Source organism: Brevundimonas sp. Marseille-Q4549, assembly GCF_976940555.1.
The window spans coordinates 1,894,534-1,906,625 of record NZ_CDRHXG010000001.1 but is presented as its reverse complement, the minus strand read 5'-3'; the positions used below and the strand labels follow the sequence as shown (position 1 = coordinate 1,906,625).

Annotated in this window: 9 protein-coding genes; 2 read left to right on the top strand and 7 right to left on the bottom strand. The window is 66.9% G+C overall.

The features are described from left to right. Positions 1-34 precede the first annotated feature (34 nt). The gene (locus ACWPV3_RS09400; RefSeq protein WP_453977703.1) at positions 35-724 is read right to left on the bottom strand and encodes a response regulator; all 690 of its coding nucleotides are present in this window, start codon (positions 722-724) and stop codon (positions 35-37) included. Between the two features lie 163 nt (positions 725-887). Beyond that, the gene (locus tag ACWPV3_RS09395; protein ID WP_313453854.1) at positions 888-3,245 is read right to left on the bottom strand and encodes a TonB-dependent receptor; all 2,358 of its coding nucleotides are present in this window, start codon (positions 3,243-3,245) and stop codon (positions 888-890) included. 306 nt (positions 3,246-3,551) lie between these two features. Between ACWPV3_RS09395 and ACWPV3_RS09390 the strand changes: the two genes are divergently transcribed. After that, positions 3,552-4,178 (top strand): TetR/AcrR family transcriptional regulator, encoded by a 627-nt coding sequence (locus tag ACWPV3_RS09390; protein ID WP_292176789.1) that lies wholly within the window; start codon positions 3,552-3,554, stop codon positions 4,176-4,178. Here the strand turns inward: ACWPV3_RS09390 and ACWPV3_RS09385 are convergent. The 3 genes from ACWPV3_RS09385 to ACWPV3_RS09375 are packed head-to-tail and all read right to left on the bottom strand — an operon-like array spanning position 4,175 to position 7,107. Beyond that, positions 4,175-4,939 carry a prepilin peptidase gene (locus ACWPV3_RS09385; RefSeq protein WP_313453856.1) on the bottom strand — a complete coding sequence of 255 codons (765 nt, stop codon included), beginning with the start codon at positions 4,937-4,939 and terminating at the stop codon, positions 4,175-4,177. The genes ACWPV3_RS09390 and ACWPV3_RS09385 overlap by 4 nt on opposite strands. A gap of 33 nt (positions 4,940-4,972) precedes the next feature. After that, positions 4,973-6,841 (bottom strand): ferrous iron transporter B, encoded by a 1,869-nt coding sequence (gene feoB, locus ACWPV3_RS09380; RefSeq protein WP_453977702.1) that lies wholly within the window; start codon positions 6,839-6,841, stop codon positions 4,973-4,975. Then, a complete protein-coding gene (locus ACWPV3_RS09375) occupies positions 6,841-7,107 on the bottom strand; it encodes a FeoA family protein (protein WP_453977701.1) in 267 nt (88 codons plus the stop codon). The genes feoB and ACWPV3_RS09375 overlap by 1 nt, the downstream gene beginning before the upstream one ends. A gap of 152 nt (positions 7,108-7,259) precedes the next feature. Here ACWPV3_RS09375 and ACWPV3_RS09370 point away from each other — a divergent pair, with 152 nt between their 5' ends. Then, positions 7,260-7,760, top strand: a complete 501-nt coding sequence (locus ACWPV3_RS09370) for a c-type cytochrome (protein WP_453977700.1) — start codon at positions 7,260-7,262, stop codon at positions 7,758-7,760. A gap of 7 nt (positions 7,761-7,767) precedes the next feature. On the opposite strand, the gene ACWPV3_RS09365 is transcribed toward ACWPV3_RS09370, so the two are convergent. Both ACWPV3_RS09365 and ACWPV3_RS09360 read right to left on the bottom strand, forming a co-directional pair. Further along, complete coding sequence (locus ACWPV3_RS09365; protein WP_453978519.1) at positions 7,768-10,974, bottom strand: efflux RND transporter permease subunit; 3,207 nt, start codon at positions 10,972-10,974, stop codon at positions 7,768-7,770. Beyond that, complete coding sequence (locus tag ACWPV3_RS09360; RefSeq protein WP_453977699.1) at positions 10,974-12,086, bottom strand: efflux RND transporter periplasmic adaptor subunit; 1,113 nt, start codon at positions 12,084-12,086, stop codon at positions 10,974-10,976. The genes ACWPV3_RS09365 and ACWPV3_RS09360 overlap by 1 nt, the downstream gene beginning before the upstream one ends. Positions 12,087-12,092: the final 6 nt, after the last annotated feature.

Here is a 12,092-nt window from a genome sequence, read left to right as displayed (position 1 = left end):
ACGCCGATCGGCGAGACCATTTGGCGCGTTCTGCTTAGAAGGCCGGGTCCAGGCGGTAGCCGACGCCGCGCACGTTGACGACCACCTCCATCGCCCCTGATTCCACCAGCTTGCGGCGCAGGTGGCTGACGTGACTGTCCAGCGTGCGCGTATCCGAGGCGCGGCTCGGCCGACACCCCTCGGACAGTTCGGCGCGGGAGAAGACACGCGAGGGCGCTTGCGCAAGCTGGGCCAGGATGCGGAATTCCGTGAGGGTCAGAGCCAGTTTCCGACGCCCCTCGGGCGTCACCACGGCGGCCTGATATCCAGCCGGATCGACCTCCAGCGCACCGACCTTGAGCAGACCTGCGCCCGACGCGCCTGCCAGGCGCCGCAGGATGGCGTGCACGCGGGTCGCGGCCTCAAGGGCGTCGACGGGACGGGCCAGATAGTCGTCGGCGCCGATCCGCAGAGCCTGCACGCGGCTGACGCCGTCGTCGACTTCGGCGGTCATGACGACGGGGGTCGGGCCGCGACGACGGATTTCGCCCAGCACGTCCCAACCGTCGCGCCCCGGCAGACCCGCGTCGAGCAGAATCAGATCCGGCCGCACCCGGCCATGCAGATCCAGGGCCGCCTGCCCGTCCATGGCGCCGACCGTACGAAACCCCTCTCGGCGCAAATGAACATCGAGCCTTTCGCCGGCCTCGGCGTCGCCGTCCGCGATCAGGATCAACTGGCTCATGTCCGCGCCAATTCCTGCCTCGCACGGCTTAATCCAGCGGAATCCGCCGCCACCGACGAAAATTCACACAAGCTGCACAAGTCCGCCACAAAACCCGGCCGAAACGGCGAACGCCCCTGCCGCCAGAGGCGGAAGGGGCGTCACACGCGACCTCAGGGGGCGGTCAGTAGTTGGCGCGCAATTCGATGCCGAAGGTGCGCGGGGCGTTGAAGTTGCCGTAGTCGCCCAGGGAGTTCCGGTTCGACGGATCACGACGATAGACATAGGCTTCATCGAACAGGTTGCGCGACCACAGAGCCAGTTCCAGTTCAGGACCGCCGGGGGTGGTCTGGATATCGGCGACCGAAAGGCGGGCGTTCACGATGAAGGAGGAGTCGTTCTTCAGCTCGAACTGGTCGAACGCCTGGGTGGCGTCGGCGTAGTTGGCGTCGACGTGCGCCTTGAAGGTCGCGCCCATGAAGGGCGAGTTCCAGTCGGCGGCGACGCTGGCGGCGTTCGGCGGCGTGAAGGCGATGAACACCTTCTGCACCTGGTTGTTGAACGGGTTCACCGTGTCCGGGATCTTGGCGTCCGTATAGGCATAGGAGGCCGACAGGCGCAGGTTCTCGTTGACCTGGAACTGACCTTCCAGCTCAAGGCCGCGGATTTTCGTCGTGCCGGGGGCGTTGATCGTCTCCAGCGTGTTGCGGGTCGACGCGCCCGTGACCGTGACCAGGCTGAAGTCGATCTGGCTGTCGGTGCGATCCATGGCGTAGATCGCGGCGTTCAGGCGGACGCGGTTGTCGAACAGGTCGCTCTTCAGACCCAACTCATAGGCCTTGACCTCTTCCGGCGCGAACGACCGATACGTCAGCGAGCGCGACGAGGCGCCGCCGGCGCGATAGCCGGTCGAATATTTGGCGTAGACATTGACCTTGTCGGTCAGGTCGTAGGCCAGCGTCACCAGCGGGTCGAATCGTTTGACCGAGCTCTTGAACGTGAAGTTCGTCGGCTGATTGTTGACCGTGTAGAGGACGCCGTCCTTGTCGTCCCAGGTGTAGCGGCCGCCCAGCGTCAGGTGCAGGGCGTCCATCGTCGCCGGCGTCCAGGTGCCCTGGCCATAGATGGCCTTCGATTCCGCATGGGCGGTCGAGGCGCGGTCGATCGAACGGAAGCCGCGGATGGTCGGCGTCGGGTCCAGGATGGTGTAGCCCGTGCCGTCGCTGTTCCACTGGTTTGTCGAAGGCGTGGCCGCATCGTCCGACACGGTCTCCTTGAAGTAGAACAGGCCGCCGACGTAGTCGATGCTATCGCCCAGCGAACCCACCGCCTGAACTTCCTGGCTGAACTGATGCTGCCAGAAGCCGGCCAGGGAGTAGCGCGAGAACTTGCCGTTCGGACCCGTGACCGGCGGACGGTGGGCGCCGGCGATGTTGTCGTACTGTTCCACAGCCAGGTCGCGGTAGGCCGTGATCGAACGCAGTTCCAGGCTGTCGGTCGGACGATACGACAGGTGCAGATCGACGCCGCGGGTGTCGTCCACGCTCCACTGTTGCGGCACGCCGATGTCGGCCTGGGTCATCCGGCGCGAGCCCTCGACCTGAACCAGCGGCGACAGCGCGCGGATCGAACCGCTGGGCACCGTGGCCGATGTCCACGGCACGACCGCCAGGCCGTTCGGGTTGAAGTTCAGCAGTTGGCTGTAGAAGGGGGTGTTCTTGTCCTTGCCGACGTCAGCGGCCAGGTCGGCGGTGAAGTTGTCGGTCGGGGTCCAGCGGGTCTGGAAGCGCAGCCCGCGACGGTCATAGGCGCCGAAGCCCTCTTCGCCGGGCAGGATGTTCTGCGTCACCGGCCCCTGAACGGCGATCACGCCGTCGACCTTGAAGGCGAAGTCGCCCAGGGCCGGGAAGTTGACGTGCAGTTCGGAGTTGTAGGAGTCCAGATTGCCGATACCGGCGACGGCGCGCATGCCGAACTCGCCCGTGGGCTTCTTGGTCACAAGCGACAGGGCTCCACCTTCGGTATTGCGGCCGAACAGGGTGCCTTGCGGGCCCTTCAGGACTTCGATGCGTTCGATGTCCAGCAGGGCGGCGGCCAGACCGTGCTGGCGGGCCAGATAGACGCCGTCGACATACACGCCCACGCCCTGCTCACGGGCGGGTTGGTTGGCGTCGTTGGGCACGATGCCGCGGATGCCGATGGTCAGGGCCGACTGGCGGGCTTCGAAGGTCGCGACGCGCAGGGAGGGCACGGCGCCGTCGGCCAGATCCATCAGCGACTGAACGTGGCGGTCTTCCAGGGCCTGGGCGTTCACGACCGAGATCGAGATCGGCGTGTCCTGCAGATTGGTCTCGCGCTTGGTGGCGGTGACGACGATGTCGGCCAGGCCGGTGGGCTGCTGGTCCGCGGTTTCGGCGGCGGGCTGGGCCGCCGGCGCGCCGGCGGAGACGTCCGCGACGGGCTGGGCCATGGCCGACAGCGGCGCAGCGACCAGTGCGGTGCCGAGCAGAAGCTGAAGACGAAGTTTGGTGCGAGAGCGCATTATTATCCCCTGGTTTGAGGTTCCGGGGGATACGGCAGTTATGCGTCCGGCAATTCACAGTCCGACGACGGACAGGTGCAATATTGATGTCGGAGGTCGATGAAAACCTACAGCTGACATACAGGTAAAATCCAAGAAATCTCCACACACCGTCACGAATTGGATAAACACGAGACGAAACGCTCAAGCTTCCCAAGCCGCCGCCGTTTCGCTAGGATTTCCGCCGAGCGATCCGGGCGACCGATCGGTCTGAATGGCGCCGGACATCTGCGTTCACGCCGTCCCGCCAGACGGCGAACGAGGGTCATGGTCGAAAGCACCAACAAGCTGGGACACCGCATCGGCGCACGCGGCGGCCGCACGCGCCAGGCCATCCTGGACGCGACGCGCAATCTGCTGAACGCGCGCCACTATGGCGACATCCGCGTGTCCGACCTGGCGTCGGCGGCCGGCGTCTCGCCCTCGAACTTCTACACCTATTTCAAGACGGTGGAGGAGCCTGTCCTGGCCCTGTGCGAAAGCGCCGCCGAGGATTTCCAGCCCCTGGCCGCCCATTTTCAGGCTGACTGGCCCGGCGACCGGGCCTTTAGCGTCGCGCGCGCCTTCATCCTGGACGTCATGTCCATCTGGCGCGACCACGGGCAGGTCCTGCGGGTCGAGCACATGCTGGCCGACAATGGCGAATCCGCCTTCGTCGAAAGCCGCGTTCGCCGTCTGCGCCGCCTGCACCTGGCCATCGAGCGCCGCGTAGCTCAGGCCCACGCCAGCGGCCTGCACCCCAAGGACTACAATCCGCGCCTGGCCTCCTACCAGATCGCCTCGATCGCCGAATCGACGGCCGCCAGCTTCGAGCTTCTGCGGCGGGCCGACACGCCGGAGGCCATTCTGGATACCGCCGCCCTGATCATCGTGAAGCTGACGACCGGACGCTAGAAGCCCAGCGGGCCGTAAAGCCAGGTCAGCCAGACACCGACGGCCAGAAAGACCCCGAACGGCAGGCTGGTCGTCGCCTGGATCGACCGGCGCGCCACCAGCAGACCGAACACCAATCCAAGCGCCGCCGCACAGGCCCAAAGCATCACGCTGGGCAGGCCGGGCCAGCCGACCCAGGCCCCTGCCCCAGCGAACAGGATCGGATCGCCGCCGCCTAGACCCCGACGCTTGCGCACCGCCTGATAGAGCCGGCCGACCAGCCAAAGCCCGACGAAACCGACCACGGCCCCGATCAGGTTCGATGCGGCGACATGCCAACCCTGGGCGACCGCGACCGCCAGGCCCGTACCGATCAGCGGCAGGGTGAGACGGTCGGGCAGCCAGTAGTTTTCACCGTCGACAAGGGCGATGAGCAACAGTTGCCAGCCCAACAGCGCCGTCGCCGCCGTCACGAACACCGACGCGCCGCTCCAGCCCGCCCACAGCGCCGCCCAGACGCCCAGTGCGGCCGCCCCCAGTTCGATCAACGGATAGCGCGGCGATATCCGACAGCCGCAGCGGACGCATCGCGCCTTCAGCACCAGCCAGCTGACGACTGGGACCCGTTCCCAAGGTCGCAGGCGTTGTCCGCATCCCCGACAATGCGAGGGGGCCGCCACGACGTCCTCTTCCAACGGCAGGCGCACGCTGACCATCGCCAGGAAACTGCCGACGATCAGACCCAGCCCGCCAAGAACGACCGAAGCGATCAGAGAATTCATAAGACGTCCAGCCCGACGGCGAAGACGTCTGGCTTAGCCTCCGCCCATCGCCACGGCTACATGATAGGTCACGAAGGACGCCAGATAGGCCAGGCCGAACATGTAGCCGATCATGGTCCAGGTCCATTTCAGCGAGTTCGTTTCACGCCGCACCACGCCCAGGGTCGCCACGCACTGGGGCGCGAAAATGTACCAGGCTAGGAAGGAGAGAGCCGTCGCCAGCGACCAGTGCTGCGCCAGGGTCGAGGCCAGCAGACCTGTCGCATTCTCCGCATCCGCGATGGCGTAGGTGGTGCCCAGCGCCGCCACCGCGACCTCGCGCGCCGCCATGCCGGGGATCAGGGCGATGACCATCTGCCAGTTGAAGCCGATAGGCGCGAAGATCGGCTCCAGCACGCGGCCGATCATGCCGGCGAACGAATAGTCGATGGCCGGCAGGGTCGCGTTCTCGGGCGGATAGGGGAAGGTCGCCAGAACCCACAGGATGACCACGGCGGGCAAGATGATCCGACCCGCCCGGTTCAGGAAGATCTTGGCCCGGAGCCACAGGTTGAAGCCGACGCTCTTGGGATCGGGAACCTTGTAGGTCGGCAGCTCCATCATGAAGGGCTCGACCGCGCCGCGCCAGAACACCTTGCGGATCACCAGCGACACCAGAAGCGCGCTGAGAATACCGGCGGCGTAGAGGCCGAACATGACCACGCCCTGCAGATTGGCGAAGCCCCACACCTTCTCGTTAGGAATGAAGGCGGCGATGATCAGCGTATAGACCGGGATGCGCGCCGAACAGGTCATCAGCGGCGCGACCAGAATGGTGGTCAGGCGGTCGCGCTTGGAATCGATCACCCGCGCCGCCATCACGCCCGGAATGGCGCAGGCGAAGCTGGACAACAGTGGAATGAAGGCGCGGCCATGCAGCCCGGCACCGCCCATGATCCTGTCCATCAGGAAGGCCGCGCGGGCCATATAGCCGAAGTCCTCCAGCGCAATGATGAACAGGAACAGGATCAGGATCTGCGGCAGGAAGACCAGCACGCTGCCGACGCCGGAGATGACGCCATCGACGATAAGACTTCGCAGCAGACCGTCGGGCAGAACCATGGCGACGAAGGCCCCGAGCCAGGCGATGCTCGCCTCGATACCGTCCATCAGGGGCTTGGCCCAGGTGAAGACGGCCTGGAACATCACGAAAAGCAGGGCGAACAGGATCAGCAAACCGCCGACGGGATGCAGCAGGACGGAATCGATCTTGCCGGTCAGGGTGTCGGGCCGTTCGGGCGGCCGCACACAGGCCTTCATGATGCGCTCGGCCTCGCGCGCGGCGGCGCGCAGTTCGGCGGCGTCGGGCGAACGCCAGCGGTTATCGCCCACCGCAGCGGCGTCGGCCTGGGTCTCGACGGCGGCGATCAGTTCGTCGATCCCGCGCTTGCGCGTCGCGACCGTGGTGATGATCGGCACGCCCAGTTCGGCGCGCAGCTTCTCCAGATCAATCCGCAGGCCCTGACGCTGGGCGATGTCGAACATGTTGAGCGCCAGGACCATCGGCCGGCCCACGGCCTTCAGCTCCAGGATCAGCCGCAGCACCAAGCGCAGGTTGGTGGCGTCCGCGACGCACACCACCACGTCCGGCGGCGTCTCGCCCGCCAGACGCCCCAGCACGGCGTCGCGCGTGACCTCCTCATCCGGGCTGCGCGCACGCAGGGAATAGGTGCCGGGCAGGTCCAGCACCGACATCGTTCGGCCGGACGTCGCCCGAATCAGCCCCTCTTTCCGCTCGACCGTGACCCCGGCGTAGTTGGCGACCTTCTGGTGCGCGCCGGTCAGGGCGTTGAACAGGGCGGTCTTGCCGCTGTTGGGATTGCCGACCAGGGCGACGCGGGCGGCCTTCAGCGCGATGTCCATCAGGCGGCGTCCCGGCGGAAGACCAGGCTTTCGGCCTCGTGCCGACGCAGGGCCACGCGCATGTCGTCCACCTTCAGGGCGATGGGGTCGTGTCCGAACAGGCCTTCGTGCAGCAGTTCGACGCGGGCGCCTTCGACAAAGCCCAGCTCCAGCAGCCGACGCTCCAGTTCGACCGCCTCGGCCTGATGGTGGCAGTGAGCGCCGACCTGGACGATGACTCCGCGATCGCCGCGTCGGGCCTGGCTCAATTTCACGGTGTCGGTCAATTCCACGCTCGCATAGGCGGGACGCCCGCTCCCCGGCGGCCCGCGTTTCTTTGACAGTGATTATCAGGTGCGAGGCCGCTTCGTCCAGCAGGACAGGATGACCAATTGCCGCGATACGCGATTGCGCTATCACGGTCGAAAGAGGATCCGCCATGACCCGCATCGCCCTGCTCGCCGTCGCCGCGCCGCTTGTCCTATTGAGCGCCTGTGGTCCGGAGGGATCGAGCGCGCCGGCCGCCCCGGCCAAGCCGGTCCATGTCCTGACAGATGCGGAAAAGGCCACCCTGCTGGCCGCCCTGCCCCCACCTTACGATCAGGGCGACTTGGAAAATGGTCGTCGCGCCTTCGCCCGCTGCCGCTCGTGCCACACCATCGGCGAGGGCGGGGCCGACATGACCGGTCCGAACCTGCACGGGGTATTCGGCCGCAAGGCAGGCTCGCGGCCGCGCTACGCCTATTCCAACGCCCTGCGCTCCGCCGACTTCACATGGGACGCCGAGCGGCTGGATCACTGGCTCCAGAATCCGCGCACCTTCCTGCCCGGCAACAAGATGACCTTCCCCGGCCTACCGGACGCCAAAGACCGCCGCGACGTCATCGCCTTCCTGAAGGTGGAGACGGGCTATCAGCCGCCGGCGACGCCCGCCTCCTGATCCTCATTCAGCCTTCGGGGATCGGCTTTTCGCCGCCGTCGCGGATTTCCTGGGCTTCCCATTCCTCGATCTTGCGGGCGGTCCATTCCGGCGACTTGGTGAAGCGCGCCAGGACGCCATAGATCACCGGCACGACGAACAGCGTCAGCACCGTGGCGAAGATGGCGCCGGTGAAGATGACTACGCCGATGGTCTGACGGCTGCCCGCCCCCGCCCCATGCCACAGCACCAGCGGCAGGGCGCCGAACGCCGTGGCGATGGAGGTCATGATGATCGGCCGCAGACGCAGCGAAGACGATTCGATGATCGCCTCGCGGATCGAACGGCCCTGGTCGCGCAGCTGGTTGGCGAACTCCACGATCAGAATGCCGTTCTTCGCCGCCACCCCGATCAGGATGATCAGACCGATCTGGCTGTAGATGTTCAGGCTGGACCCCGCCATCAACAGGCCGAACAGACCGCCCGCCGCCGCCAGGGGCACCGTCAACATGATGACCGCCGGCGTGATCCAGCTTTCGAACTGGGCCGCCAGCACCAGGAAGACCAGCAGCAGCGCCAGGCCGAAGGCCGCGAACACCGCCCCGCCCGCCTCCTGCTGATCGCGCGCGGCGCCGCCCCACTGGACGATCACCCCGCCTTGCGGCTGTTTGGCGGCCTCGGCGCGCAGGAACTGCACCGCGTCGTCGATGGTCATGCCGGGGTTCAGGTCGGCCTGCAGCGAGATGGCGCGCTGACGATCCAGACGTCGCCGGTCGGGCGTATCGCCGCTGGTCTTGGTCGTGACGACCGCCGACAGAGGCACCAGCTGGCCCGAGCCGGTGGCGACGTACAACGCCTCCAGATCGGCAACCTCGCGCCGGTTCTGACGATCCGTCTGCAGGATGACATCGTACTCCTGTCCGCCCTTGATATAGGTCGTGGCGCGGCGAGAGCCGAACATGGTCTCCAGCGTGCGGCCGATGGACTGTGACGACACGCCCAGCGCCGCCGCCTTCTGCGGATCGACATCGACCAGCAGGCGCGGCGAGTTCGGTTCATAGTTCAGACGCGGCCGCGAAAAACCCGGATTGGACTGGGCCGCCGCCAGCAAGGGCTGAAGCCAGTTGTAAATCTGCTGATAATCCGTGCCGGTGGCGATCAGCTCGACCGAGTTGGAGTTGCCGCCGCCGCGCTGGAAGGCGCCGGGGGTCGAGGCGTTCACCTGGGCGCCGGTCTGACCGCGCAGCTTGCGGTTCACCTCCTGGGCGATGTCCGCGGCCGAACGCTCTCGCTTGGACCAGTCGGCCAGCACCAGCACCGCGTTTCCGGAATTGTAGCTGCCGCCCCCGAAACCGGGCGACGACACCAGATAGCTGTCGGCCTCGCCGTTCGCCTTGTATTCGGCCAACAGGGGCTCCAGCCCCATCATGATCTTGCGGGTATAGTCGAAGCCCGCGCCCTCGGGCCCCGCGACACGGATCTGGACCCGGCCACGGTCTTCGTCCGGCACCAGTTCGTTGGGCAGGAACAGAAAGATGCCGCCCGCCCCCGCCGCCACCAGGGCGATCAGGGCGCCGACGCCGATCACGGCGATGCGCCGCCCCAGCAGCATGTCCAACGACCGAGCGTAGGAGGTCTTCAACCGGTCCATGGCCCAGTCAACCCGGCGGGCCACCCAGCCGCCGCCCTCGGCCCGGCGCAGGATCTTGGAGGCCAGCATGGGCGACAAGCTCAGCGCCAGAAAGGCCGAGAAGGCCACGGCCGCCGCGATGGCGGCCGCCAGTTCCACGAACAGCCGCCCGACATAGCCGGGCAGGAACAACAGGGGCGCGAACACCGACAACAGAACGATGGTCGTGGCCACGACCGCGAAGAAGACCTGACGCGCACCGCGCTCGGCCGCGACCAGAGGCGGCTCGCCGTGGTCCAGCCGGCGCTGAATGTTCTCGACCACCACGATGGCGTCGTCCACGACCAGACCGATGGCCAGCACCAGGGCCAGCAGGGTCAGAAGGTTCAGCGAGAAGCCCAGCGGGGCCAGGACGATGAAGGTCGCCAGGATGCAGATCGGCGCGACGATCGACGGGATCAGCGCCGCCCGCAGACTGCCCAGGAAGATGAAGTTGACCAGGGCCACCAGCGCCATCGAGATGCCGATGGTGATCCAGACCTCGTCGATGGCGTGGGAGGTGAAGACCGAATTGTCCGATCCGACCTCCAGCGTCACGCCAGGCGGCAGGCTTGGCCGGATTTCCTCGATCATCTTCCGCACGCCGTCGGAGATGGCCAGGTCGTTGGACTGCGCCTGACGCGTCACCGCCAGACCGATCTGGTCCAGCCCATTGCCGCGGAACAGACGGCGCGCCTCCGCCGGCGCCTCTTCCACCCGCGCGATGTCGCCCAGGCGCGTGACGTAGGTCGGCTGCCCCTGGATGATGGCCGACGAACCGCTGCCCGTGCCCGTCGCCACCGTGTTCGATGTCGAGGCCGCGCCGCGTGTGCCGATGGGCAGCTGACGGAAATCCTCGGGCCGCGAATAGGTGCGGGCCACGCGGACGGTGTAGTCCTTGTCGGTCGATTCCAGCGATCCGGCGGGCAATTCGACGTTCTGGTTGGTCAGGGCCGTTTCGACGTCGTTGACGGTCAGGCCCCGCGCGGCCATCGCCGCCGCATCCAGCCAAATCCGCATCGCATATCGTTGCTCGCCGAAAATGTTGACCTGGGCGACGCCGGGAACCGTCGCCAGGCGGTCCACCAGATAACGGTCGGCATAGTCCGTCAGCTGCAACCGGTTCATGGTCGTCGAGCGCAGGAAGACGATCATGATCGGCTGGCTGTCGGAATCGGCCTTGGCCACTTCGGGCGGATCGGCCTGATCCGGCAGACGGCCGACCACGCGGCTGACCCGGTCGCGCACGTCGTTTGCGGCGTCGTCGATGTTCCGATCCAGCGAGAACTCGATGTTCACGTTCGATCGGCCGTCCCGGCTGGTGGAGTTGATCCGTTCGACGCCCTGGATGCCGGCGATCTGCTGCTCGATCGGTTCGGTGATCCGGCTTTCGATCACCTCGGCCGAGGCCCCGGCATAGGAGGTGTTGACCGAGACGATGGGCGGATCAACGTCGGGCAGTTCGCGCACCGGCAAGAAAAAGAAGGCCGCCGCGCCGATCACGCACAGCACGATGGCCGCGACCGCCGCGAAGACCGGCCGCCGGACCGAGACGTCTGACAACATCATTGGGCGGGGCCTGCACGGCCCTGGCGACCGCCCTTGGCGCCCGCCACCGTCACCGGCGCACCCGGCTGGATGCGGTTCAGACCCGAGCCGACGATGTGTTCGCCCACATCAATCCCCGACAGAATCTCGACGAAGCCGTTCTCCACCGCGCCGGTTTCGACCTCGACTCGCTGAGCCGTCGTGCCGTTCTGACCCGGGGCGATACGATAAACGAAGGCGCCGGAGCCTTCATACTGCACCGCGGCCTCGGGCACGGCCGCCGCCTGGCGCTGCCCCTGCTGAACCGCGACACGCAACAGCATGCCGGGACGGATGCGGCCGCCGGGGTTGGGGAATTCGGCGCGGGCTGTGGCCGCGCGCGTCGTCTCGTTCACGCGGGTGTCGATCCGGGCGATCCGCCCCTGGAACGGCTCCTCGCCATAGGCGTCTGCCGTGGCCGTGATGGACGCGCCCGGACGCAGTACGTTGAGATATCGCTCGGGCAACGGGAAATCGACACGCACTGAAGACACGTCGTCCAGCGTCGCGATCACCGCACCCGGGTTGATCAGCGTGCCGGGCGTAATCGTGGTCAGGCCCAGGGTTCCGGTGAAGGGCGCGCGGATCACCCGGTCGCCGCGTCGCGCCTGGGCCGCCAGCAGACCCGCCCGAGCCGTCTCCAGGCTGGTCTCGGCCTGTTCCAGCAGCACGCGCGGCGCCACGCCCCGGTCCGCCAGAGCCTTGTACCGATCATACTCCCGCTGCGCCTGGGCGACGCTGGCGCGCGCCTGGATGATGTCGGCTTCTTCCTCGCGCGCCTGCAGTTCCACCAGGGGCGTGCCCGCCGTCACCGTCTGACCGTCGGAGAACATGACCCGCGTGACCAGCTGGGTCGTCGGCGATGTCAGATTCACCGACTTCAGCCCGCGCGCCACGCCCAGCACTCTGATCTGGTCCGAGAACTGCCGCTGGCCCACCACGACCTGGGACACCTCCTGTCCGCCGCGTCGGCCGCCGCCGGGCGGACCGGCCGTCTTTTCGTCCTTGAACGTGATCTTCAGAACAGCGGCTATCACCATCAGCGCCAGGAGCACGGCCGCAGCGATGATGAAGAAGTGGCGTTTGATCACGCGGAG

Coding starts and splice junctions, on each gene's coding strand:
- ACWPV3_RS09370 (WP_453977700.1), top strand. CDS start 7,260: ATGACCCGCATCGCCCTGCTCGCCGTCGCCGCGCCGCTTGTCCTATTG.
- ACWPV3_RS09395 (WP_313453854.1), bottom strand. CDS start 3,245: ATGCGCTCTCGCACCAAACTTCGTCTTCAGCTTCTGCTCGGCACCGCA.
- ACWPV3_RS09385 (WP_313453856.1), bottom strand. CDS start 4,939: ATGAATTCTCTGATCGCTTCGGTCGTTCTTGGCGGGCTGGGTCTGATC.
- ACWPV3_RS09400 (WP_453977703.1), bottom strand. CDS start 724: ATGAGCCAGTTGATCCTGATCGCGGACGGCGACGCCGAGGCCGGCGAA.
- ACWPV3_RS09390 (WP_292176789.1), top strand. CDS start 3,552: ATGGTCGAAAGCACCAACAAGCTGGGACACCGCATCGGCGCACGCGGC.
- feoB (WP_453977702.1), bottom strand. CDS start 6,841: ATGGACATCGCGCTGAAGGCCGCCCGCGTCGCCCTGGTCGGCAATCCC.
- ACWPV3_RS09365 (WP_453978519.1), bottom strand. CDS start 10,974: ATGTTGTCAGACGTCTCGGTCCGGCGGCCGGTCTTCGCGGCGGTCGCG.